This window comes from Ekhidna sp. (assembly GCF_965212185.1).
In the GTDB taxonomy this organism is placed as follows: domain Bacteria; phylum Bacteroidota; class Bacteroidia; order Cytophagales; family Cyclobacteriaceae; genus Ekhidna.
Map to the genome: position 1 here is coordinate 838,589 of NZ_OZ243102.1, position 25,873 is coordinate 864,461.

Below are 25,873 nucleotides of genomic sequence, written 5' to 3' on the forward strand. Positions count from 1 at the left end.
CCGATGCGCTTAGATCAAGCTTATTGGGAAAAGCGCTATCATGATGGATCTACTGGTTGGGATGCTGGCGGGCCCACAAGACCATTCGTAGAGTATATAGATCAGCTTGAGAATAAACATCTAAAAATTCTTATTCCTGGTGCCGGCAATGCGTATGAGGCTGAATACCTTTATGAAAAGGGATTCGAGCATGTGTATGTTATAGATTTTGCAGAACAACCACTTGAGAATCTAAAGAAGCGAATTCCTGACTTTCCTGAAAATCAATTAATTCAAGAAGACTTCTTTGATCACCGAGGGTCGTATGATCTTATTCTTGAACAAACTTTTTTTTGTGCGATTGATCCATCATTGCGGAAATCTTACGTACGAAAAATTCAAGAACTTTTAAGACCAGGTGGTAAACTGGTAGGAGTGTTATGGTCAGTTGCTATGAACGAGGATCAACCTCCTTTTGGAGGATCTTTAGATGAGTATGAGAAGTTGTTTGATTCTCAGTTTCAAATCATAACATTGGAACCCTGCTACAATTCCATTAAACCAAGAAAGGGGAGGGAAGTGTTCATTAATTTGCTTTCTTTAGAACTCGAATGACAGCATTTGATAGTGATGTCTCAATATGTAGGATATATAAGCCATCAGACAAACCGGAAAGATCCATAATTAATTCATTTGGAAGGTCTCCATTGAAGGACTTAAGTGTTTTACCAGAAATATCTGTAAGAATGATGTTATAGTCTTTTGATATTTGCTTTAATTCGATAATCAATTTGTTAGTAAAAGGATTGGGATATATATCCATCAACTGATCTAAGTTTTTAATTCCAGTTGCTTCCTCAATTTCTTTTAGATTAATGGTAATGGTAGCGTTTGCAATACCCCCATTACCATCATTTACTTCCACATTCAAAGCAAATGAGGGTGTGGTTTCAAAGTCCAGGGCTAATGTGGTTTTGACTGTCAAGTCACCGGTACTGGATCCTATAGCAAAAGCATTATTGGTGTTTCCATTTGTGATGGAATAGGTAAGTGCATCACCGTCTTCATCAGTGGCTATCACAGTACCTACGGAAGCGCCATTAGGACTATTTTCATCAATAGAAAAACTTTGATCTGTGATGACTGGTTCAGCATTTTCGTTTTCATCTACATCATTGAGGCTGATTGTAATGGTAGCATCTGCTATTCCACCAAGCCCGTCATTGACTTCTACTGTTAAAGAGAAGGACGGTGTGGTCTCGAAATCTAATGCCGAAGAATTATTGACCGATAGGTCTCCATTGCTGATGTCGATGGCGAAAGCATCATTCGTGTTACCAGCGGTAATTGAATAGGAAAGTGCATCACTATCTGCATCTGATGCCACTACTGTGCCAATGGTCGTCCCAAAAGGGCTATTCTCATCAATAGTGAAACTTTGATCTGAAATGACTGGTGCCGTATTCGATGATTCATCTATATCATTGAGCTGAACAGTAATGACTGCTGTTGCTATAGTGCTATTACCATCATCTACTTGCACACCTACATCAATTGCTTCTCTGGATTCAAAATCGAGTGCTGATGAATTGTTGACGGCTAATTCTCCATTCGATGCGTTGATGCTAAATGCATCAAGTGTATTGCCAGTAATAATTGAAAATGTAAGTGGGTCGTTCTCAGGGTCTGTAGCTACAACTGTTCCCACGATCGCTCCAAAAGGGCTGTTTTCATCCATAGAAAATGTTTGATCCGAGATCAGTGGAGATTCATTAATGTCAAGTAGGTTGACCGTTATGGTGGCATCTGAAATTCCACCATTTCCATCATTGACTTCCACTATTAAAGCAAAGGAAGAAGTCGTCTCAAAGTTCAATGCAGAAGTGGAATTGACTATTAAACTCCCTGTGCTGGCATCAATGGCAAATGCATCATTTGTGTTGCCATTGGTAATGGAGTAGGTAAGAGGATCACTATCGGCATCTGAAGCCTCTACTGTTCCGATGCTAGTTCCAAAAGTGGCGTTCTCATCAATTGAGAAAATCTGATCTGAAATGGTTGGATCAGTATTCGGATTATCATCAAAAAAGATTCCCAAATTGGTGTTGAAGCTTAACGCATTTTCAACGTCAATTGCATCATTTCCTTCAAAAGCTGAGTTTTCAAAAGAGAAAATTAAATCAGTCACACCATTAAGTTTTTGATGGTTTGAAGCATTGCCAGTTAGTGTGAGTATTGCAGATTTGGCATCTGCTGAGATTGATAGATTGGGTGTTAAATCAGCAGGAAGGTTAGAGATGGTATAATCAGTAGGTGAGGTGAGATCGCCATCAGCATTAGAGAAACTTCCATTCACAATTCTTATTGTTAATGTTCCTGTTACTGACCCGTCATTTGACGATGACTCAAAAAAAGCTGTTGCACTTTTGTATTCATTGATTGCATCAATAGCTGCATCTGCAATAAACATAGAGGTAAAATCAGGATCGAATGTGAATCCGTGAGGTGCATTTCCATCACTTCCAATGAACTTACTTTCGCTTTGTGGTGAGGCTGTAGTAACATCATAAGGAGCACCAAGGTCGTATTGAAGTACATTATCAACTACATCAACAATGAGCATACGGGAACCGTCATTACTAAATGATACATCCATTGCGTAGGCCACCGGAGTAAAACTTTTCAAGAAAACGGCTGTAGATATGTCGAAAGGACTAGTCAAAGTAAATTCAGAAACTAAAGTTCCGGAGACAAACATGCTGGTACCATCATCATTGAATAATAATCCAGACGGATCAGGCTCATCATTCGTAATGGAAATGCTTTGTGAAAAAGTTGCAGTGTTGATTTCCCATGGAGTAGTCAATAGGTACTGATTGACTTCATCTTCATTGTTGCCGAGCACAAACAACTGCGAGCCATCATTATTGAAAGTAAGACTGAATCCAGAAGACCCTTGTGCATCAATGAATGTATCCATGAATGTTGCTGTTGATATTTGGAAAGGATCGGATAGCGAATATTGATGGATTATTGTATTTCCAGAGCCAAGGAGATACATCTTTAAACCATCTGAGCTGAATTCCACATCCCTGGAACCATCTTCCTCATCAATTACAGATCTAGTGTCATTTAAAAAGGCGGTTTGAATGTTGAAACCAGCAGCATAATTCAATGAAGGAATATCCATGAGGTCTATGATGGTAATCGTGAGGAGTTGATCAGTAGTATTGACTCCATCATCTGCAGTGACTTGTACTTCGTATACATTATCCAGGTTGGCATCCTGAGGGTCTTCAAAGTCAGGAGCAGTCAAAAAGGTTAGCATTCCATTATCCTCATCAATATTGAATTCAGACTGATCATCACCTCCACTTATGCTATATGTTATCCCCAGATCATTGGTTCCAGTATCACCATCATTGGCATCCACATCAATCACAGCTCCAGTCGCATTTTCATCAAAGTCTGCCGTATTTGTAGATGTGAAAACAGGATCCTCATTTACATCCAATACCGTGATTACTACTGATTGAATTGTTGTATTAATACCATCATCAGCTGATATTTCAAGCTCATAATCATTGTCCGTATTAGCATCATTTGGGATATCGTAATCTGGTGAAGAAATGAATGTTAATACGCCATCATTGATGTCCAAATTAAAAAGGGTTTGATCAGCTCCACCATTTATTGCATAGGTAATGTTATCATCATCAATTCCGCCATCACCATCATTCGCATCTATATCAAGAACACTTCCTGTTCCATTTTCATTAAAATCTGCTACATCTGAAGAAGTAAAAACAGGAGGGTTATCCTCTAGGAAATCAATACCTAAATTGCTACTGGCATTTATTGCATTAGAAACAGCCGAAGCGTCATTACCCGTAAAGCTTGAATTTTCAAATGTAAAGATTAGATCATCAATATCATCAGCATCTGTGTGGCTAGTGGCCATGCCAGAAAGCTGCAAAATAGCTGACTTTCCGTCTACCGAGATAGACAAACTGGCGCCAAGCCCAATTGGTAGGTTAGCAATAGTGAAATCAGTCGGTAATGTAAGAGTACCACCAGCATTCGTAAACGTTTCATTTATCAATGTAATGTTTAGCTCTCCATCCAACATTCCAGATTCGCTGGAAGTCTCAGTAAAGGCTTGTTGTCCGAAATCAAACTCAACAACTTCATCAAAGGTGATGCCAGCAACATACAGTTTGGACATACTTTGGTTGAAAGTAAGTGCATGAGGACTGGTAGCATCCGGTAATACACTAACTGAGATATCGTGTGTCGCTGTTGTTAAATCAAATGGAGTGGACAAAGAAAATTCATTAACTGCTGATCCAGTAAATCCAGTTAAATACATTTTGCTACCATCTTTTGAAAACCATAAGTCGGTAGGTACTTCCTGTACAGATGCAGTAGAAAAACTAAAATTAAAACTTGCCGTACTTACGTCAAAAGAAGTACTTAGCTGGTATTCGTATACATTATCATTAAAGTTCCCAACGATATACATTTTCGAACCTGAACTACTGAAAGAAAGCCCAAAGGGGGATACATCTTGAGCTTGTACTGAATAACTGCTGATATAATTTGCCGTGCTAATGTCAAAAGAAGAACTCAATCCATACTGATTAACCCCATTGGAGGCCCCTAGCAAAAACAATTTCGTTCCTTCATTATTAAATGAAATTGCTTGCAAGACAACTTCCTCGGAGGAAACATCTAAGCTGTTGCTCAAAGTAGCTGTGGATAGATCATAGGGTGAACTAAGGGTATATTCAAACACATTGACGGCATTGCCAACCACGAAAAGTTTTAATCCATCAGCGCTAAACGCAATACCCTTAGGTTCATCTTCTTCAGTAGCAACAGAGAGTTTAGCTCCCGTTGGAGACAGTTCTGAAAGGTCTGGCGACTTTGAATAGATCAGTGCAGGTATTTGAACGACCGTTACAGTTACCGTCCAATCCTGTGTAGTTACTTCATCATCGGCGGTAATCGTATAGGTTACAGGATTAGTATAATCATTGGCAGTAATACCACTGACTTGATCCACATCGGCAACCTGCAGAATGGCACCTTCAGATAAAGTAAATGTACTCACCAAGTTCGTTGCATTGGTAAGGGCAGCCACTTCAATGTCTATGGTGTGATTAACATCATCGATTACTGCCACACTAGTTTGTTCGGGAAAACTGAACGATAGAATGTCTGTTTCCGAGCTTGATATAAAATCGATACCAAAGTTGCTGTTTGCTGCAATAGCATCGTTAACAGCTGAAGCATTATTCCCTGTAAAAGCGGAGTTCTCGAAAGTGAAGATGAGCTCATCAACATCGTCACTAAAAAGATGATTGTCGGCAGTTCCTGTAAAATTAAGTGTTGCAGTTAAACCATCATTTGCTACAGCTAAGTTGGGGGTTAATCCAGTTGGCAGATTAGTAATACTAAAGTCTGTAGGATAGGCAAGAGTACTACCAGGATTGGTGAAACTATCATCCGTAATGGAGATGAGTAATTCGCCCGAAACAGAACCATCGTTAGCAGTTGATTCAGTGAATACATTAGTACTCAAGCTAAACTGGTTAACCTCGGCACCAAAACCTAACCCTATAACCAGAAGCTTTGTCCCTGTATTGTTAAAGGCAATTCCAGTGGGAGTGGGGTCAATTGATGAGATGTCATAAGGTGTATCGGTTGTCACGCCAGAAGTAATGTCAAAAGGGTTGTCCAGATGATATTGATTTATTTCCTGACCATTTTGACCACTGATAAATAGTTTGTTGCCAATAGCATTAAAAGCTATACCAAAAGCATCCGTTTCTTCATTTGAAATATCCAAAGGATTCCCATCAAAAGAGACGCCTGATGTGATATCAAAAGGAGTGGTGAGGCTGTATTGATTGACTTCATCTCCGTCTGATCCCACAATAAATAGTTTGGTTCCATCCAGATTAAATATAAGATCCTGTACAAATAATTCCTCAGTTGCCACACTATATGAGCTTCCATCGAATGTTACTCCGGAGGTTACATCAAACGGTGTTGTGAGGCTATATTGGTTTATTTCAGAGCCCCCTGCAATTCCAGAGATGAACATCCTGGTACCCGCTGTATTGAAAGCTATGCCAGTGGGTACGGTCTCTTCTGAAGATACATCGAATGGGCTTCCATCAAATGTTACTCCTGAGGTGATATCGAAAGGGTTTGTTAGACTGTATTGGTTTACCTCCGTGTCATTGGCACCTACCACAAACATCTTCAATCCATCAGGACTGAAGGTAAAGCCTTGAGGAAAGCTCTCTTCAGTTGACAGGTCCAAAGGACTCCCGTCGATGGTGACAGGGTTAGACAAGTCAATAGAAGAAGCATAAGTCAGGATCGGATTATTGGCAAAACCTATCCCAAAGCCACTGTTTGCATTAGCAGAGTTCAATACTGATAAAGCATTGTTTCCAACAAAAGCTGAATTTTCAAAGGTGAAAATTATGTTGTCAAGATTATCATCCTCCTGATGATTGGTTGCATTACCTGATATTGTTAAAATTGCAGACAGACCATCACTGGCAACAGATAAGTTCGGAACTAAACCAGCTGGCAGGTTAATAATATTAAAGTCTGTAGAATAGGCAAGCGTACTACCAGGATTGGTGAAACTATCATCCGCAATGGAGATGAGTAACTCGCCTTGTACCGAACCATCATTTGCAGATACCTCGTTGAATGTCACAGCCCCAAGGTTGTATTGATAGACCTGATCTCCACCTGCTCCGACAATAAACATCTTAGTACCTTCGAAATTGAAAGAAACGCCCCTGGGGGTCTGATCTTCGATTGAAACGGAATATGTTCCATCAAACGACCCTCCAGATGTCACATCAAATGGGGACAAAAGACTGTACTGATTAATCTCCTGAAATATCTGTCCAACGACAAACATTTTGGTGCCTGTTGGGTTAAAGGAAATATCCACCGGAGCGACTGTTTCGGCAGATACATCGAAAGGGGTTCCATCAAAGGTAACACCAGAAGTAGTTTCATAAGGAGAAGAGAGCGTGTATTGGTTTACTTGATTGCTTCCTGATCCTACTATGAACATTTTTGTGCCATTGGCATTGAAAGCAATACCGAATGGACTAGACTCTTCAGTGGTCACATCAAAAGGTGCTCCGTCTGAAGAAATACCTGCTGTAATATCAAAAGGTGTAGTTAAGCTATACTGATAGACCTCATCATTATTAAATTCCATGATATACATTTTGGTCCCATCGGAATTAAAAGTGAGACCCCCAGCATTATTAGGTATGGAAGTGGTTCCATCTAGACTGACTCCTCCCGTTGTTTCAAATGGTGTCACAAGGCTATATTGTATTACTATATCATTTGCTACACCTAAGATGAACATCTTGTAGCCATCTTTGCTAAAAGCAATATCTTGAGGACCCGTATCTTCGGCTGAAATATCAAATGGATTGCCAGCAAAACTTATGGAGGTAGCATCTGTGATGTCAATTGTCGATCGGTAGGTAAGACTGGCATTTTCTGAAAAATCAATCCCAAATCCACTGCTTGCGTTGTTGGAGTTAAAAACTGCTGATGCATTATTTCCAGTGAATGCGGAGTTTTCAAACGTGAAAATCAGGTCGTCCAGATTATCAACTTCCTGATGATTGCTTGCATTGCCAGAAATTGTTATGGCAGCAAACAGGCGATCACTAGTAACGTTCACGTTTGCACTAAATCCTGCTGGCAGGTTGGTGATGCTAAAGTCAGTAGGATATGATAGTGAAGGAAGTGAGAAAGTATCATCAGTAATGGAAATAATCAGTTCACCTGAAACTGACCCATCGTTAGAAGCTGATTCAGTAAAAATACCTGTACTCAAACTGAATTGATTGACCTCCGCACCAAAACCAAAACCGAGTACAAGAAGAGTTGTGCCGTCATCATTAAAGGCTATTCCGGTAGGAGTTGGATCTACCGCTGAAAGATCATACGGAGTATCTACTGTTACCCCTGAAGTAATGTCAAATGGGGTGGAAAGTATGTATTGATTTATTTCCTGACCCCCCTGACCACTAATAAACAGCCTGGTACCATTCACATTGAAAGCAAGACCTAATGCGTCTGATTCTTCAGAAGAGATATCGAGTGGACTCCCATCAAACAAGACCCCTGATGTTATGTCAAATGGAGTGGAAAGACTATATTGATTGACCTCATCACCATTGGATCCAACGATATACATTTTTGTTCCATCACTATTGAATGTAAGATCTTGCGCAAATAGTTCTTCAGATGCCAGACTAAACGGGCTCCCGTCAAACGTAACCCCAGAGGTGATATCAAAGGGACTGGATAGGCTATACTGGTTCACCTCAGATCCTCCTCCAATTCCCAATATGAACATTTTGGTGCCTTCTGCATCGAAAGCAATTCCAGTAGGAGCGGATTCTTCAGCTGCGACATCAAAGGGACTACCATCATGAGTGACTCCAGAAATAATGTTGTATGGGGTTGTTAAACTGTATTGATCCACATCAGAATCGATGGCGCCAACAATGAACATTTTTAAGCCATCAGCACTGAAGGTCAAGCCTTGAGGTAATCCTTCTTCTAACGAAACATTTAGTGGACTATCTTCCCAAATAACCGGATTAGCCAGCTGAATAGGAGAATGATATGTTAAAACCGGATTGACATCAAAATCAATCCCGAAGCTGCTATTTGCATCAACTGCATTGGTCACTGCATTTGCATCACTCACAGAGAATGCAGAATTTTCAAAAGTGAAGAGGAGGTCATTTATACCGTCCTGAATTCCATGATTATCAGCATTTCCTGACAATGTTAGCTTCGCAGACAGGCCATCAGATGAAATGGACAAGTCAGGTATTAATCCAGAGGGCAGATTGCTGATTGAGTAGTCAATTCCAGAAGTTAAGGAACTGCCTGCATTGATGAAGGCATCATTGGTCAGCTGAATGATAAGTGAACCAACCACAGTACCGTCATTGGTATTATTTTCAATAAAAACATTGCTGCTCAAAGTGTATTGATTGACTTCATCATCGCCTGCTCCCATGACATACATCTTTGTTCCATCCGTATTAAAGGCAACACCTGTGGGGGCTCCTTCTTCAGATGAAACATCAAACTGACTGCTGAGGCTTACACCGGATGTAATATCAAAAGGAGTAGATAATTCATACTGACTTATTTCATCAAAAATAGAGCCTGTTACAAACATATGTGATCCATCTGCATTAAATGCAACATCTGTTGGAGTTGTTTCTTCAGATGCCACACTGAGAGGGCTACCATCATAGCTGACTCCTGAAGTTACTTCAAATGGAGTTGTCAGTGTATACTGATGTACTTGATCGTTAATATCCCCTATTAAAAACATTTTTGACCCATCAGTATTGAACGCAATCCCACTCATTTGGAAATCCTCGTTTGTGACATTGAATGACCCATTATATGCTGCGTTTAAAATACCGTATGGTGCAGCTACCAGCGTATATTGATGAACGGCTGAGCTGAAAAACCCTCTTCCTACTACAAACATTTTTGTTCCATCATTATTGAATACCATACCCATGGATGTGTCCATTTCTCCGGATAAATTTCTGGAGTTATAGAAGCTCACACCACTTGTAATATCAAAAGGGGTTGTTAAGTTGTACCTATTTATATCAGTTCCTGCAGTTCCAACCATATACATTATCGTACCATCTGCACTGAAAGTAATATCACCAGGACCTAGATCTTGTGGTAACAGGTCCAATGGACTTCCATCAAAACTGACTCCTGCGTCAAGGTTGATTGGAGAGAAGTAACTGAGTTTCCGGCTATTAAAATCTATTCCTAGTCCGCTACCAGTTCCTGTTGCGTTCGTAACAGAACTTGCATTTGAAGTTGTGAATGCCGCATCAGTGAAAGTAAATTGAAGATCCGGGATATCGCTGAGTTCAGTAGCATTTCCAGCTAATGTCATAGAGGCTGAAAGACCATCTGTCATAACAGACATAGAAGGTGTGAGGCCATTCGGCAGGTTATCAACATTAAAGTGGGTAGGAGAAGTCAATAAACCACCCCCATTAACAAAGGTATCTTCACTAATCGATATGGTCAATGATCCATTTACTGAAGCATCATTGGACGAAGACTCTTTAAAAACGTTCACACTAAGGCTATACTGATTGATTTCATGATCCGATCTACCAGTCACAAACATTTTTGTCCCAGTTGTATTGAAGACAATTCCCCTTGGTGTTAAGTCTTCAGATGAAATAAAAGGGGAATTCCCATCATGTGTTACTCCGGATGTTACAATATAAGGAGTAGATAAACTGTATTGTAGTACTTGCCTATTAAGGCTGTTAACGATAAATAACTTTGAACCATTAGTATTGAATGCAATCCCAACAGCGTAATCCACTTCTGATGAAATATCCAACGGATTTCCATCATGACTTACACCAGTAGTCGTATTATAAGGAGAAGATAAGCTGTACTGATAGACATTGTCATTATTGAATCCGGTTACAAACATCTTGGTCCCGTCGGAATTAAATGTTAAGCCTGTTGGTTGGCCTTCCTGGGTCGTCAGATCAAATGGATTATTGTCAAAAGTTACACCGGAGGTAATATTGAATGGTGTAGACAAGCTATACTGATTAACCTCTCCGCTTCCTACGATATACATCTTAGTGCCATCTGGATTGAAGGTTAAGCTATATGGAGTAGATACTTGAGAGGATATATCTAATGGGCTCCCGTCAAAACTTACCCCTGATGAAATATCAAAGGGGGTAGTTAGGCTGTACTGATCAATCTCAGGAAAGTTAAAACTGCCCAGAACAAACATTTTGGTTCCATCTGAGCTGAAAGCAATTCCTTCAGGCTCTTCCAATTCAGACGAAACGTCAAAAGGCTGGTCAAAGGAAACATTGGAATGATTTGTTAGATCGATCGGTGATGAATAAGTAATTGATTGGGCTGATAAATTGCAGGCAATAGCAACTGTAGTGATAAAGAAAAGATGATGTAAGTAGTTCATGGTGAGGTAGTTTACCTTTAATTTAATGAATTTCTAGCATGTTTCAAAAGCACTAACTCAGTGGCAATTAGACATTTAATTGTTCAATAACTGCTATGAAATTTTGCTAGAAATTATTGACTCTGAGACCAGATGTTGAATTGTGGCAAAGTAGAAAAGCGAATATTCTTGCACTTTTTAATTGTTCCGTCAAACCGCGAAGAACAAAGAGGTTTTCATTAATCTAGAGAAAACAAGAGATAATTAATTTTCTGGAGGCTTAACTCAATCCTGCAGTACAAATCCTTTGCCATGAACATTTAAAATTTGAACAGAAGGGTCATCTTTCAAATGTTGGCGGAGCTTGTGAATAAACACATCCATACTTTTACGATTAAAAAAGTCTGATTTGCCCCAGACACTTTTCAGTGCTTTATTCCTGTCCAGGATGGCGTGTTTATTTTCACATAATAGCTGAAGTAGGCGAGCTTCTTTCTCAGTGAGTCTATTCGTTTTTCCATTCAGCGACAGTGCCTGATTGGAAAAGTCGAACTGGTATTTGCCAATTTGATAATGGTAGTTTTTTATGGTTGATTCACTTTCAGCGGATGAACGTCTAATTAATGCTTTGATCCTGGCGACCAGTAGTTCTTCATCAATTGGTTTCACAATGTAATCATCACAACCCAACCTGAATCCTTTGAGTTTGTCCACTTTCAGAGCTTTTGCAGTGAGAAACATAAACGGAATGTCCGGATCTGCATCACGGATTTCTTTGGCCAACGTAAATCCATCCTTGAGTGGCATCATCACATCCAGCAGGCACAGATCATATGTATTTTGTTTGAAGTTTTCTAATCCATCTTCACCATTAATCGCTAGTGTAACAGAGAAATCATTTATTTCCAGATACTCTTTTAAGATGTATCCAAAACTCTCATCATCTTCTACTAGCAAGATTTTACCTAAAGCCATTATCAGAATGGAAAATATAAACGAAACTCACTTCCATGGTTTAGCTGACTTTGAAGTGCTATGGTTCCTCTATGTTCTTCAATAATTTTCTTCACATAGCTTAAACCTAAACCAAACCCTTTAGCATTTTGGGTGTTGCCAGATTCAGCCCTTTAAAATTTATCAAAAATGTAGTTCTGAATTTCCTCACCATACCTATCCCATTATCCTTAATTGAAATCTCAACCCCTTGTGGATGATCAGATGTACCTATAATTATTTCAGGAATGTCCATGGTATACTTTAATGCATTATCAATAAGGTTGTAGATGATATTTAGCAAATGAGTTCGATCTGCATATACCTCCGTATTGGTTGCATTTAATTGAAGCGAAATGGAACCATTTCTTTTACTTACTATGACTGACGCTATCAATAACCTGGTTAATTACTTCATGGACATCCAGATTTTGCTTTTCGAGTGTGAAATTGCCAGAATCTATCATAGCGATCTGTAGCACTTTATCCACTTGTCCTTCCAATCGTTTGCTTTCTAAATCAATAAGATTCAGATAGTTGGTCCTCTTTTTATCATCCAACGATGTACTCCCATTTTTGAGCATATTGGTTGCCAGAGAAATGGAAGCTATTGGAGTTTTAAATTCATGCGTGAGGTTATTAATAAAATTGTTTTTAATGGATGAAAGTCGCTTTTGTTTTCGAATAACTATCAACGTATAGGTAAAGCTTCTAATTAATAATTCGATAAAAACAACGGATAAAATCAAAGCGCCTTTTGATTGTGCGAATACATAGGCTCAGGAAAGAATAGTGCAAGGTGGAGATTTCCTCCTGCAGCACAGGTCAAATTGGCCCAACCATGACCTCTTTCATTGGGATTTTCACAACTAGTCAGTTGAAATTCAGGACTGGAACATTTATCACCTAAAACGAAATCAAATCCGGATTCAATGGGTTTGTGTTCATAAACGGCATATTCATATTGTAAATCAATGCCTTGTTTCTCTAAAATAGGATTAATGATCGCTCGCATGGTCTTGTCCACTTGAGAATCTAAAGAACGAATTCCTGACTTTCCTGAAAATCAATTAATTCAAGAAGATTTCTTTGAGCACCGAGGGTCGTATGATCTTATTCTTGAACAAACTTTTTTTTGTGCGATTGATCCATCATTGCGGAAATCTTACGTACGAAAAATTCAAGAACTTTTAAGACCAGGTGGTAAACTGGTAGGAGTGTTATGGTCAGTTGCTATGAACGAGGATCAACCTCCTTTTGGAGGATCTTTAGATGAGTATGAGAAGTTGTTTGATTCTCAGTTTCAAATCATAACATTGGAACCCTGCTACAATTCCATTAAACCAAGAAAGGGGAGGGAAGCTTTTATTCTTCTAAATAGGACGTAGTATGATTGACTTTTAGGGGTTGCTAAACCATTATTTGACAAATAGGTATGAAACCTAATCTCACCATTTACCTATTTTCCATCATTCTCTTTTTATTTGGTCACCAGGCAAAATGTCAAAAAAGTGATTCGGCCAAATCCGAAACGATACTTAAGCATGAAACCCCTTACAGAAAAGGAAAAAATAAATGGCTAAACAGTAATGGGTTTAATACAGAAACCTACGATTGGAACCATCCTGAAATAAACTTATATCTTGACGAATCATTAAAGAAACGATCTGTGGGGAATATTTTAGTTTATTCAGGTGGGGTCTTAATTGTAACTGGCCTTTTCCTAAATGTTGTAGGGAGTTTTGTTGATTCCGCCTTTAGTAATAAGCCTGATGAGCCCTATCAGGTTATTAAGGCACCCTATTTTTTAGGAGGTGCTATGGTTGTTTCATCCATTCCGTTTCACATTAAATCAAATAAGAAACTAAAGTTGGCGATTAAGATCAATTCTAATAGGTAATGAGGAGATTATCAGATTCTTTTACAGGACATCTGTTTTTGTTAACGATTCAACCTTTTATTGTGAGTCCTCACTCAATGGTTATTGATAAACCCCTCCATCGATGCACATACAATATCATCGTCATCATAGCCATGACCTTTACCTTCATGTAGATATATTTTGTAAGTGCTGCTGTCCCTTTCTAATCTTTGAAGCTCATTCTTTAGAGCAATGGCATGTCTCACCGTATTTAGCTCATCGTCGGTTCCTTGATGAAGCTCAAATGGAGGAAGATTTTCTGCAAAATATAAAGATGAACTTGTGATGATCTTTTTCCTTATTTGCTGTTTAGAAGCCGCAGGGGTAAAGAAAGCTCTGCTGTATGAATTCCCAACTCTTTCATTCTCAAACACATATTGATCTGCAAAATTGGTATGAGTTGAGGTTGCAATGATATAATCGAGTTTGTTGGTAAGCCCCCCAATAATTAAAGAGACTGTTGCTCCTCGACTGACTCCATGAGCTAATACTCGCGTGCTATCCGATTTGTTATACATGCTTTTGACTGCTTCCAGGAAAGCAACCGCATCTTCGGCTGGTCCTAACCAGGCATCCCCGTAGTATCCTCCAGATCGATAGCAGATATCCTTTCCTCTCAACACACAACCTCTGTAAGAAGGTAAAATTGAAATAAACCTGGTCCTTATTTCTTCACATTTTCCACGAGTTAACGTACTTATTTCAGAGACATCCATACCAGTTCCACCGCCTTCTAGTTCAAGGAGTATGGGAGCATTTTGCACATCAATATTGTTGGGTATTCGAATGGCTCCATAGTGTTTTTGTCCGTTGATAAGGTGCGAAATCACCTTAATAGAATCACCATTGCCAAGTACGGTATTGGAAACAACCTGAACATCTTTTGGTTTAAAATCCTTCATTTCCCATTCGCGCATGATGGTTTTAATTTCATCTTCCGTAGGTTCTTTAAGAAGTTCGGATACTGGTAAGCCGGGATCAGTATTGATTGGATAATCGGTTGCCTGCTCATAGTCAACACACCCATTAATCCCAATTTTTACGAGGTAATTGTAATTTGAATCGAAATGAATGAAGAAGAAATCCAGACAAATGAAATAACATATAAATGCTGTAAATGCGTACAGTTTTTTCGTGGATAAAACGGTAAAAGGAAGGATTATGCATGGAATAAATCCAAAGGAGATGATTGCTTTCGATAATCCACCTGTCATTTGATCAGACCCCATAAATCGGAAAAAACAAAAGCCGATCATAGTTGAGGTAATAATTAGTAGCCTAATCCATTCAGATCTGTTCTCTTTGTTTGTTAAAATTAGCTTGATTAAAAAAATGAAATAGAAAACAAGCAAGAATATCCAGCTATAAAAGACCAATTTCCCAGTATAAGGGATGAGTTGCGAAAAGCCTAAAAAACCACATATGGCTATTATAGATCCTAGTGCTGTCCCTATGATTACCCATTTTTTATCCATTAAACCAATGGATGACTTAATGCTAAAATAAAAAAGCAGGATTGGTAGGAGCGTGCCCGCTAGAAAGTATAAATATGTAAATGCTTTAATTCGGTATACGAACATCATACCAATAGATGAGCTAAATCCGTGGATGAAAATGATTGCTAACACAAACAAGAACCCACATAGTGCTAATGCATGCCATTTCCATTGTTGGGATGCTTTTAGCAATTGGTAGATTTGTATGATCACAACACCTGCTATAATGGCCCCTCCACTAAGCATGCTAATTGCTGCCAGCTGCAATTGGGAATCAACGGCAAGAGCTACGCCCACCAGGAAAAGAATAAATGAAAGGTTTAAAAACAGAAGTTTAGTCCTCATCATATTGGAAGCTGAGTAAGGCACTTGTCAGAGTACAAATTTTTGCAATGCTGTCCACAACTTTGCTTTTTCATTTTGATCAGCAGCCAGAAGTGAGAGAGGTTTAGAGCAAAGGAATTCACTGCCTTTGTATGGGATAGGAGTATAGAAGGCCTTTGCCTCAGGAACAAATACCAGGGCCTTTTTAAACTTTACGGCCTGATCAAAACCATTGCTGAAGATCTTGTATTGATCCTCAGGAATTTTACATGCCTCTATTATTTTATGTAAGAGATCATTTTCTGTAGGAACATGACTGGTGTGAAAAACTGCAAACGGCAAAGGCTTAGCATCCGGTAGGTCGTGATGCGGAATATGAGGGGAGTCCTGATGATGCTCTTCTGTCGTTTCTGGTTGTTTTTCCTCTGTTTCCACCTTTTTATCAATTAGTTCAGGTTCTGGCTCTGCTACCTGACCAGATTCCTGAACTTCTTCTGTCTTATCAGTCTCATCTTCAATGATTTCGTCTTGCGGTAGCAAGAAGATTTCTTCGTGAATCAATAAGTGTAGGTGTTCTTTTTCCATCAACTAGATAATATTAGATGTCATATCGAACGCAGTGAGATATCTTTTTCAAATGAGCACAGAAGCTCAATTTAAAGATTTCTCCTCACCTGCCCGTGGCAGGATTGTCGAAATGACAAATCAATTTTGAGCGTATCAGTCTTCCATATCAAAGATAGACTTTAGTTCCTTGGCTTCACTTGGTTTCATTCGTTTACCAAGAACCAACCTTAATTGACGTCTTCTCAATGCTCCTTCGTAAAGTTCTTTTTCAAATTCCGTTTCCGGTTCTAGCTGCGGAATATCTATTGGTTTTCCAGATTGGTCCACTGCTACAAAGGTGAAAAATGCTCGGTTAGTATGTACCTTCTTATCTGCAGGAATATCTTCGGCAACTACCTCCAAATAAACCTCCATCGAAGAACTAAATGCACGAGTCACGAATGCTGAAATCGTCACGGTATTTCCCTTTCTAATAGGTTCAGAGAAAGAAATATTATCAACGGATGCAGTTACAACGATTCTATTAGAGTGTTTTTGAGCGGCAATAGCAGCTGCAATATCCATCCAATGCATAAGTCGACCGCCCATTAGATTATCCAATCCATTTGTATCATTTGGTAGTACCAACTCAGTCATCGTAACGAAGGAGTCCTTACATTTTTTTACTTTTTTCATTAAGTACTTTTTTTATTCGTTATCACTCCATCCTTTTTCACCACGCAAAGGTACGAAGCTAAAATGGTCGAATTGCTTCTTTTTTATTTTGTTTTCGCCCACTTTTTGGATCAAAACCATAGATTGTATGTCATTGTTCCCTACTGGGATAACTAATCTTCCACCAATTTTTAACTGTTGAATCAATTCCTCCGGAACAGTTGGTGCGCCGGCTGTTACAATTATTCCATCATAGGGTGCAAAGCGAGGCATTCCTTTTGAGCCATCCCCTTGGTACATATGTGGTTGATAGCCAAGTTTAGGTAGAAATCGTATGGCTTTTTGATAAAGCTTTTTTTGGTATTCAATGGTATAAACTTTTGCTCCCATCTCAACTAAGACACATGCTTGATAACCTGAACCTGTACCAATTTCAAGAATTTTATCACCAGGATTCACTTGCAATAGAGCAGATTGAAAAGCGACGGTATATGGCTGGCTAATGGTTTGTCCTGCATCAATTGGAAAAGCCTTATCCTCATAGGCATGGATGTCAAAAATTTTTTCAAAGAAGAAATGGCGGGGGATTTTGCTTATAGCATCCAAAACACGCTTGTCTTTGATTCCTTTTTTTGCAATTTCTAAAACTAATTGCTTCCGTAATCCCTTATGCTTGTAGGTATCTTCCAATTGACTTATTTTGAAGCTTAAATTTAATCAGCGTGTTTACAGGAATAGTTGAAACTGTAGGGAAAGTAGAAGAAATTTCACAAGTAGGATCTAATGTTGATTTTGTCATATCATCATTAATTTCTGATGAATTGAAGGTAGATCAAAGCGTATCCCATAATGGCGTATGTCTCACGGTGACGAGAGTAGATGAGGGGAGACATTGGGTTACAGCCATTGATGAAACCATGAAAAAATCTAACTTGGTTGAATTGAACGTAGATTCACAAATTAACCTGGAACGCTGCATGAAAGCTGATGGTAGATTTGATGGTCATATTGTGCAGGGACATGTAGATACCACTGCCACTGTGAAAGAAATTTCAGATGAAAATGGAAGTTGGATTTTTACATTTGAACTTCAAAAAGACGGTTTAGTGGTAGAAAAAGGAAGTATTTGTATCAATGGCACGAGTTTAACATGCTTCGCCGTTGATAAAAAAATCTTTTCTGTGGCAATAATTCCATATACATTTGAACATACCAACTTCAATCAGCTAGCAGTTGGTAATACTGTAAATATTGAATTTGATATTATCGGAAAGTATATTCACCTAATAGTAAATAGAAAATAGATGGCTCTCAATTGCATGGTAGTAGATGACGACAAGATGTCTCGTCTCGTTGTTAAGAAATTTATAGATAAAACTGATTCACTGGTACTGACTCATGATCTTGATAATACTCAGGAAGCTCATGATATTCTTTTAGGAGAAAGTGCTAATGATGTAGATATTGTTTTTCTCGATATCGAGATGCCTGGAATGAGCGGGTTGGAGTTGGTTAAAGACCTCCAGCATGCTTATAACGTTATCCTTGTAACCTCTAAGAAAGAATATGCTATTGAGGCATTTGAAGATGCGGTAGCAGATTATTTGGTGAAGCCTGTTGAGTACGAGCGCTTCATGAAAGCCGTGAACAAGGTGAAAGAAAACCTTGAAAAGGAAAAGGCGATCGCTGAGCAAGAAGATCACATTTATGTAAAAAGTGATGGAAAGCTATTTCGCCTTAGCTATAACAACATCCTTTTCGTAGAAGCTTTGGCTGATTATGTAATTTTCAATACAGAAATTGGCAAAAAACACATTGTTCATCACACCATGAAGGGAATAGAAAAAAGACTTCCTGAGAGTATCTTCAGTAGGGTGCACAGAAGCTACATTATCAATAGAAATAAAATTGATAAAATAGAAGACCTACAAGTACATATTGGCGAAAAAACATTCTCAATTGGTGCTTCATATAAGGAAGCCTTAATGGAGAAATTTAATATGCTGTAGACTTTTTACTTAGGATTAGATCCAGTCAATGTCTTTTTTAAGTAGGTACAATGTCTTTTTTTGAAGATCGTTGATCGGTTGATAATCGTATTCCCAATTAGCTTCAGGAGGAAGACTCATCAGTATTGATTCAGTTCTACCGTTGGTATCCAATCCAAATTTGGTTCCTTTATCGTGAACAAGATTAAACTCAACATATCTTCCTCTACGAATTTTTTGCCAATCTTTATCGGCTTTGTTCCACTCACGGTTTCTTAATTCTGCAACAGCATCTTCATATGCAGGAATAAAAGTTTGACCTATTTCTTTAACAAATGCCCAATGGTCCTCTTTTGATTTATGTTCAGTGTTAGTGAGTCGATCAAAAAATACTCCACCGACTCCACGAGTTTCGTTTCTGTGTTTTACAAAAAAATAATCATCCGCCCATTTCTTAAATTTCGGATAGAAACTTGAATCATGCTTGTCACAAGCTGCTTTTAGATATTGATGAAAAGAGTGAGCTTTTTCCTTTATTACATAATGCGGAGTTAGGTCAATGCCTCCGCCAAACCACCAGACTCCATTGCTCATTTCAAAGTAGCGAATATTCATGTGTATGATTGGAACCCATGGATTTTCAGGGTGCAAAACGATAGAAACGCCAGTCGCAAAAAAATCAGCTTGAGGCAAATTCAATGCTTGAAGGATTTTGTCTGGTGTAGGTCCTGAAACTGCAGAGAAATTGACGCCTCCTTTTTCAATTAAGCTACCATTTTTTATAACTCTTGATCTTCCACCACCTCCTTCAGGATGTTCCCATTTATCCTCAAGGAATTTTGATTTACCATCGAGTTCTTCCAAAGTGTTACAAATTGAATCCTGTAAATCTTTGAACCAATTGGCAATGTTTTCTTTCGTTATATCTTCCATTAAAACGGATATCCTATTCCTATATTAACCTGGGTGTTTTCATTGAAGTTTGTGAAAAGTTCGTCACCAACGAATCTCTCTCCTGTCATCCTCGCTGGATCTATCAATTTGATACCAAGGTCAACCCTGAAGACAAGAAATTGAAGATCAAAACGCAGACCAACACCTGTTCCTACTGCTAATTCATTCATAAAGTCATCGAACCTGAAAAGACCATCATCACCCTCAGGATCTTTTCCGACAAGTGAATTTCTCACCTGCCAGATATTACCTGCATCCAAAAATATTGCTCCTTCTAAAAATCCCACTAAATCCTGACGCAATTCAATGCTTGATTCGATCAGCAAATTTCCCTGACGTTCGTTTTGGTCATCAATTTCATCTGTCAAGTTGTCATTTTCATCCTTTACGTACTCAGTATATGTCCCGGGTCCTAATCTTCTTGGTCTCCAGGCTCTAATACTACTACTACCACCTGCAAAGAAATACCTTTCATAGGGTAAGGACTCATTTGAACCATAAGGATAGGCAAGCCCCAAATTGAATCTAAATGCTAAGTTGGTTTTTCTGGACAGTCGTTCAATTTTTCTTAAATCTGTTTGAATTCGGGCAAATTGATAGGTCTCTAAGCTATCACCAAATACATTCTTTAATGGATTTCCTATTGCATTTCCTAAATTCCCTCCCAATTCACTGTTTAATCTAATATAAGCTCCATCTTTTCCTTGCGAGTAATCCCCAAATGAAAAATCTACTTGAAAAGCAGCACTGCTAACAATGGCAGGTACAAATGCGAGACCGTATGGATTGTTTTCAGCAATTAAAGAATCAGTATATGATCTAAACTCACCAAAAGTGTTAGCATCGGTTATACTCAATTGAAATGGGGTAAGCACATACTTTACCTGATCTTTAATCTGCCAGCTATAAGATAACCTGCCGGTATACGTCTGCCTTCTATATTCAGTTACCCGATCTTCGAATGAAAAGCTAAGTGAAACTCTTGTTTTGGGATTGAATCTGCCAATCTTGTTTTTATAATATGACCCCAGCGGAAATAAGAATTGTGGAAATGTTATTGCCCCCTCAGCTCCAAATTGCCTTGAAGTATAATTTCCGTTAAACTCTGTAGTCTCCCTGACAGATGGTAAATCCTCTAATCGAGCGTCTAGGTCCAAACTTAAAATTTCGAGCGTTCTAAAAGTATTGCGATTCTTTAAATTAACACTCGCAAATGGTCCTGGTTTCCCTTGCGATCTGGAGAATCCAAATTCGCTGGAAGTTTCATATTTAGCGAATGGTGAAGTGAAAATATTTGCTACAAAATAGTTTCCAGTTGTGTCGTAATTAATATTTATAAATTTAAAATTGTCAAGATAAGACAGTTGCCTTTGGGTCTCAATGGTAAGATCACGACTGTAGCGATCATCTTGTTCAAGTGGAATGCGCCATTCCAGCACCTTTTTTGAGTAGATGTTTCTAGCAAAACTGAATGTTATATCTCGATACTTTTCCTCTGTTCTATCAACTTGTTCGCTAACACTTGCTTCAGATATGAAAACGATTGAATCGAGGTAATAAATTTTATGTTGATTTGTGCCTGGTGGATTTTTAATGGTTTCTCTTACGATAACGGTATCTAGACCAAGCTCAGTAGAATCTAATTGAAATGAGATATACTGCTTTGAGAAGTCATAGTAGCCATTGTTTACAGCTAAGTCAAATATAAAATCTCTTTCATTTGTAAGTTTATCTTGGCTATAATGACCTTTTTGTAAAGGTGCTTCATCACGATTCTTTAAGATGAGCGCTTGTAGCACAGAATCCTCTATTTGATACTGGATAGAATCAATGTAATAGCGTGTGTTTAACTCGATATGATAATCGAGGTTGATGTATCCATCACTCTTTCCAGTCCAACCACTTACCCAATTCCTGACATTTCTGCCAAACTTGCCAACAAAGTTGAGGCTGTCATAGTTGGACGTATCTATCTGAATCGAAGCATCAAAGTATCCTTTTGAACTTAGGAATTGATTCATTTTTTCAATAGCAAGGCGAGTACTCGCATTGTTGTAAACGGCCAATGGTTCGCCCCATCTCATGAGCTGGTTCCCCTGTTTAACTTTTCTGTTTTTCTTATCGTATTTTTTCGCTTTCTTATTTCTTAGCTTCAGTCTTTTACTTTGAGAGGTAGCTTCCTCGATCTTTCGATCATAATTCACTGCTAAAGAATCTCTTTTAGCAATTGCCTTTTGTTTGTCATAGCCATCAATAAAAAGAAATCCATTTTCCCCAAGCTTATATAAGTGAGCTAAATGTGTGAATGGAAATTGACCAAATAGAATCCGACTGTTTGGAGTTTGCTCGTATAGTCCCTTGGTATCGTCTTTAAGCGATCCGGATAATCCATGTATTTTTTGCTTTGCCAGAATTTTTTCATCTTCCTTTAAAAACTTCGAGCCAAGGCAGGAGGTCAAGAATATGCCCACGAATAGTGATATTTGACTCAGTTTAAAAAATCTCTTCAAATCAGATGCTCTCTAGGAAGGAACAGAAATTAATAAAATCGCTCAAAGTTAAGAAGTACAGGGTGCGCGAAAAACGCTTTTTGGTGGAAGGAGCAAAAAATGTGCTGGAGTTATTACAATCAGATTTTGAGATTGATTTAATTGTTGGTACAGAAGATTATTTTTCACTTAATCTCAAAACTGGAAATCATCGAAATGAGGTTGTAAAGCCGGATTTATTAGCTCAGCTCGGTACGTTTAAAACGAATGAAGATGTACTTGCAGTTGCTAAAACGAAATCAACCTCACTAGAAGAAATTGTCTTTAATGATCATCTTTTTGTTTTAGATGATGTTAAAGATCCTGGAAATGTAGGAACGATTATCAGAACTTTGGATTGGTTTGGGTTTTCCCAACTTATATGCTCAGACAACTGCGCCGAATTTTATCATCCTAAGGTGATTAATAGCACAATGGGATCATTTACGCGATTGAAAGTAATTCACATTGATTTGAATGAGTTTTACAAAATGAATAAGCTGCCAATTCTCATTACTGATATGGCGGGTGAACCTTTGAACGAAACAACAATCGATGAGCCCTCAGTGATTGTAATGGGTAGTGAATCACACGGTATTAGTGAATTGTCGGAGAAGGTAGCAGATAAAAAGATTGCTATACCAAAATATGGTCAAGCCGAATCACTAAATGTTGGAATAGCCACCGGTATTTTGGCTGGTCATTTACGCATGCTTTGATATTTCTTCATTAGCGATTGGGTAGATGGATCATGATTACCGCTAGTTTTTGATTTGATTTCTTTCAATATTGGTTTTGATAACTGTTTTCCAAGCTCAACGCCCCATTGATCAAAACTGAATATGTTCCAAATTAATCCTTGAGTAAATACCCGATGTTCATAGTAAGCGATTAGTTGGCCTAGAGCATATGGGTTTAATTCATTTACCAATATGCTTGTTGAGGGCCTATTGCCTTCAAAAACTTTTGAGTTGATCAATATTTCATTGGAGCTATCACCCAATTCTTTGATGACCTGATCTTTTGATTTCCCGGTTAGAAGTGCCTCGGATTGAGCAAAGAAGTTTGCGAGAAGCTTTTCTTGATGATCTTCATGATTATGTGCAGCATTTGCGATACCAATAAATTCGCAAGGAATGATTTTGGTACCTTGATGAATAAGCTGATAAAAGGCATGTTGACCATTTGTTCCTGGTTCACCCCAAATGATAGGTCCTGATTGGTAAGTTATTTTATTGCCAGAACGATCAATGTACTTGCCGTTGCTCTCCATATCCACCTGTTGTAAGTAGGAGGGTAGATATCTCAATCGATGATCATATGGCAAGATGGCCATCGAATCAAAGCCAAGAAAGTTATTATACCAGATTCCAATTAGTGCTGAAATAGCAGGTAGATTCTCACGAAGATCAGAATTCCTGAAATGATCATCCATTTTCTTAGCACCATCAAGTAATTTTCGAAAATTTTCAAATCCTACTGCGCAAGCAATGGATAATCCAATAACCGACCAAAGGGAGTATCTTCCACCAACCCAATCCCAGAATTCGAACATATTCTCGGTAGAAATGCCGAAATCATTGACCGCTTCCTGATTGGTGCTCACCGCAACAAAATGCTTACTGATAGCCTCTTTAGTACCTCCATTTTCTAAAAACCAATCTCTTGCAGAGAATGCATTGGTTAGGGTTTCTTGAGTGGTAAACGTTTTAGAGGCAATGATAAAAAGAGTGGTTTCGGGATTGAGATGCTCTAAAGTCTCAACCATTTGAGCTGCATCTACATTTGAAATAAAATGTGGTGTAATATTTTTCCAATATGGCCTCAAAGCATATGTTAACATTTTCGGTCCTAAGTCTGATCCACCAATTCCAATATTTACTACATCTGTGATTTTTTTTCCGGATAAGCCTTTCCAGTTTCCAGAATTGATTTTATCACTGAAGACTTTAACCTTATCCAGCTCCCGCTTTACTTCAGGTTTTGAGACATTTCTTAGAGCGGTGTGCAGTACGGCTCGATTTTCAGTTTCATTGATCAATTTCCCATTAAACATGGAATTGATCCCTTCTTGCAGTTTACATTCCTCTGCAAGGCTTATAAGTATGTCAAATACTTCATCAGAAATCTGATTTTTTGAAAAATCGAAATGTAAGTCCTGGTGATCAAAGGTGAACTTATTTATGCGCTGTGGATCATCAAGTAATTTCTTGATATCAATTCTATTAGAAGAAAGATCAAGAAGTGATGCCCAAGACTTAGTGGTCAAAGGATCAATTTTTGGAAGCATAATTGTTATAGTTTAGAAAAACCCAGGCAGAATGCCTTCTCTCACAAAGAGGTAGTATGAATAAGCAACAAAGCCAATGAGATACACCATGCCTTCTGCTCTATCCAGTTTGTATTTGTTGAGCGTGAACATGAATAGAAATAACATCAATGTACCTACCATCACCATAATTAAATCTGTGTTTAGAGAAGGTGTATAGATCAATGGTGCATGCACTAATGCTGTAGCGCCCAGTACCAGTAGCAGGTTGAAAATGTTTGAACCTACGATATTCCCGACAGCTAGATCTGATTTTTTGTGGAATGCAGCGACAGCTGAGGTTGCAAGTTCTGGAAGTGAGGTTCCTGCAGCAAGAATTGTTAAGCCAATCATTTTGTCACTAACATTAAAAAACTTTGCGATAGTAACTGCATTTTCTACTATTAGGTTACCTCCGAAAACAAGACCAACAATACCTAATACGATCATTACGGTAGTCTTTAAACTGCCATAAATTTCTATATCCTCTACCACTTCCGCTTCTGGATTTCTACTCAGGTTCATGAAAATGTATATTAAGAACAGGCAGAACATTACCAGAAGAATAATCCCGTCTTTTATGTCAAGCCCATTGACATCTCCGCCAAAGAACATAACATCATTAACCAATATAAAAAAGATGAATGTGGCTAGAAGAGAATAAGGCACCTCTTTCCAGAGCGCATTTCTTTCAACAGTAAGGGGATAGATGATGCTAGCAATTCCTAGAATAAGGAATATGTTAAAAATGTTGGAACCAATAATGTTACCAAATACCACCTCATTTGCACCACTGCCTCCATCTTGCACTGATCCAGAAATGATATTTACAACAAGTTCTGGAGCAGAGGTACCCATAGCAACAACTGTGAGTCCAATTGCAATGTCAGAAACGTTAAATCTTTTAGCTAAAGATGATGCTCCATTTACCAGGTAGTCAGCTCCCTTTATAAGAAGAACAAACCCAACAATTACAAGCACAAAATTTAATGCAACGTTGCTCAATTCAGTTTCGGTTAGATTGGTGACTCACTTTCAAGAAAGATGAAATGTAATTAATTCTCTCTAATCTTCGCAAATTAACACTTTTGGTTTATTTAATCCAATA

The 25,873-nt window shown here is 38.4% G+C and carries 20 protein-coding genes; 6 read left to right on the top strand and 14 right to left on the bottom strand.

The window, feature by feature from the left end; genetic code table 11:
• Positions 1 to 3: 3 nt before the first annotated feature.
• The gene (locus ACOMC3_RS03805; protein WP_420318202.1) at positions 4 to 594 is read left to right on the top strand and encodes a methyltransferase domain-containing protein; all 591 of its coding nucleotides are present in this window, start codon (positions 4 to 6) and stop codon (positions 592 to 594) included.
• Here ACOMC3_RS03805 and ACOMC3_RS03810 read toward each other — a convergent pair.
• From ACOMC3_RS03810 to ACOMC3_RS03835, 6 genes are all read right to left on the bottom strand, one after another.
• The gene (locus ACOMC3_RS03810) at positions 566 to 11,053 is read right to left on the bottom strand and encodes a cadherin domain-containing protein (RefSeq protein WP_420318203.1); all 10,488 of its coding nucleotides are present in this window, start codon (positions 11,051 to 11,053) and stop codon (positions 566 to 568) included. The genes ACOMC3_RS03805 and ACOMC3_RS03810 overlap by 29 nt on opposite strands.
• Before the next feature lie 264 nt (positions 11,054 to 11,317).
• Positions 11,318 to 12,007, bottom strand: coding sequence for a response regulator transcription factor (locus ACOMC3_RS03815; protein WP_420318204.1), 690 nt, complete (start codon positions 12,005 to 12,007; stop codon positions 11,318 to 11,320).
• 2 nt (positions 12,008 to 12,009) lie between these two features.
• Complete coding sequence (locus tag ACOMC3_RS03820) at positions 12,010 to 12,102, bottom strand: hypothetical protein (RefSeq protein ID WP_420318205.1); 93 nt, start codon at positions 12,100 to 12,102, stop codon at positions 12,010 to 12,012.
• An 11-nt stretch (positions 12,103 to 12,113) separates the two neighbouring features.
• Positions 12,114 to 12,422 carry a sensor histidine kinase gene (locus ACOMC3_RS03825; RefSeq protein ID WP_420318206.1) on the bottom strand — a complete coding sequence of 103 codons (309 nt, stop codon included), beginning with the start codon at positions 12,420 to 12,422 and terminating at the stop codon, positions 12,114 to 12,116.
• Positions 12,397 to 12,774, bottom strand: a complete 378-nt coding sequence (locus ACOMC3_RS03830; RefSeq protein WP_420318207.1) for a sensor histidine kinase — start codon at positions 12,772 to 12,774, stop codon at positions 12,397 to 12,399. The genes ACOMC3_RS03825 and ACOMC3_RS03830 overlap by 26 nt, the downstream gene beginning before the upstream one ends.
• Complete coding sequence (locus ACOMC3_RS03835; RefSeq protein ID WP_420318208.1) at positions 12,771 to 13,040, bottom strand: hypothetical protein; 270 nt, start codon at positions 13,038 to 13,040, stop codon at positions 12,771 to 12,773. The genes ACOMC3_RS03830 and ACOMC3_RS03835 overlap by 4 nt, the downstream gene beginning before the upstream one ends.
• Positions 13,041 to 13,098: 58 nt before the next feature.
• Here ACOMC3_RS03835 and ACOMC3_RS03840 point away from each other — a divergent pair, with 58 nt between their 5' ends.
• A complete protein-coding gene (locus tag ACOMC3_RS03840; RefSeq protein ID WP_420319299.1) occupies positions 13,099 to 13,413 on the top strand; it encodes a hypothetical protein in 315 nt (104 codons plus the stop codon).
• Between the two features lie 47 nt (positions 13,414 to 13,460).
• Positions 13,461 to 13,925: a hypothetical protein gene (locus ACOMC3_RS03845; RefSeq protein ID WP_420318209.1), complete on the top strand. Its 465-nt coding sequence runs from the start codon at positions 13,461 to 13,463 to the stop codon at positions 13,923 to 13,925.
• A 74-nt stretch (positions 13,926 to 13,999) separates the two neighbouring features.
• On the opposite strand, the gene ACOMC3_RS03850 is transcribed toward ACOMC3_RS03845, so the two are convergent.
• From ACOMC3_RS03850 to ACOMC3_RS03865, 4 genes are all read right to left on the bottom strand, one after another.
• Positions 14,000 to 15,790 carry a hypothetical protein gene (locus ACOMC3_RS03850; RefSeq protein ID WP_420318210.1) on the bottom strand — a complete coding sequence of 597 codons (1,791 nt, stop codon included), beginning with the start codon at positions 15,788 to 15,790 and terminating at the stop codon, positions 14,000 to 14,002.
• 24 nt (positions 15,791 to 15,814) lie between these two features.
• Entirely contained in the window at positions 15,815 to 16,351 is a 537-nt protein-coding gene (locus ACOMC3_RS03855) for a hypothetical protein (RefSeq protein ID WP_420318211.1), read from the bottom strand.
• A 135-nt stretch (positions 16,352 to 16,486) separates the two neighbouring features.
• Positions 16,487 to 17,008 (bottom strand): acyl-CoA thioesterase, encoded by a 522-nt coding sequence (locus ACOMC3_RS03860; protein WP_420318212.1) that lies wholly within the window; start codon positions 17,006 to 17,008, stop codon positions 16,487 to 16,489.
• 12 nt (positions 17,009 to 17,020) lie between these two features.
• Entirely contained in the window at positions 17,021 to 17,686 is a 666-nt protein-coding gene (locus ACOMC3_RS03865) for a protein-L-isoaspartate(D-aspartate) O-methyltransferase (protein WP_420319300.1), read from the bottom strand.
• 23 nt (positions 17,687 to 17,709) lie between these two features.
• On the opposite strand from ACOMC3_RS03865, the gene ACOMC3_RS03870 reads away from it, so the two are divergent.
• The gene (locus ACOMC3_RS03870; RefSeq protein ID WP_420318213.1) at positions 17,710 to 18,291 is read left to right on the top strand and encodes a riboflavin synthase; all 582 of its coding nucleotides are present in this window, start codon (positions 17,710 to 17,712) and stop codon (positions 18,289 to 18,291) included.
• Positions 18,292 to 18,996 carry a LytR/AlgR family response regulator transcription factor gene (locus ACOMC3_RS03875; RefSeq protein ID WP_420318214.1) on the top strand — a complete coding sequence of 235 codons (705 nt, stop codon included), beginning with the start codon at positions 18,292 to 18,294 and terminating at the stop codon, positions 18,994 to 18,996.
• A gap of 15 nt (positions 18,997 to 19,011) precedes the next feature.
• On the opposite strand, the gene hemF is transcribed toward ACOMC3_RS03875, so the two are convergent.
• Positions 19,012 to 19,908, bottom strand: a complete 897-nt coding sequence (hemF, locus tag ACOMC3_RS03880) for an oxygen-dependent coproporphyrinogen oxidase (RefSeq protein ID WP_420318215.1) — start codon at positions 19,906 to 19,908, stop codon at positions 19,012 to 19,014.
• Positions 19,908 to 22,400, bottom strand: a complete 2,493-nt coding sequence (locus ACOMC3_RS03885) for a BamA/TamA family outer membrane protein (protein WP_420318216.1) — start codon at positions 22,398 to 22,400, stop codon at positions 19,908 to 19,910. Before ACOMC3_RS03885 ends, hemF begins: the two co-directional genes overlap by 1 nt.
• Positions 22,401 to 22,444: 44 nt before the next feature.
• On the opposite strand from ACOMC3_RS03885, the gene ACOMC3_RS03890 reads away from it, so the two are divergent.
• On the top strand, positions 22,445 to 23,176 hold the full coding sequence (locus ACOMC3_RS03890) for a TrmH family RNA methyltransferase (protein ID WP_420318217.1): 732 nt from the start codon (positions 22,445 to 22,447) through the stop codon (positions 23,174 to 23,176).
• Here the strand turns inward: ACOMC3_RS03890 and pgi are convergent.
• Both pgi and ACOMC3_RS03900 read right to left on the bottom strand, forming a co-directional pair.
• Positions 23,158 to 24,747: a glucose-6-phosphate isomerase gene (pgi, locus tag ACOMC3_RS03895; protein WP_420318218.1), complete on the bottom strand. Its 1,590-nt coding sequence runs from the start codon at positions 24,745 to 24,747 to the stop codon at positions 23,158 to 23,160. The genes ACOMC3_RS03890 and pgi overlap by 19 nt on opposite strands.
• Before the next feature lie 12 nt (positions 24,748 to 24,759).
• Entirely contained in the window at positions 24,760 to 25,770 is a 1,011-nt protein-coding gene (locus ACOMC3_RS03900; protein WP_420318219.1) for a calcium/sodium antiporter, read from the bottom strand.
• Positions 25,771 to 25,873: the final 103 nt, after the last annotated feature.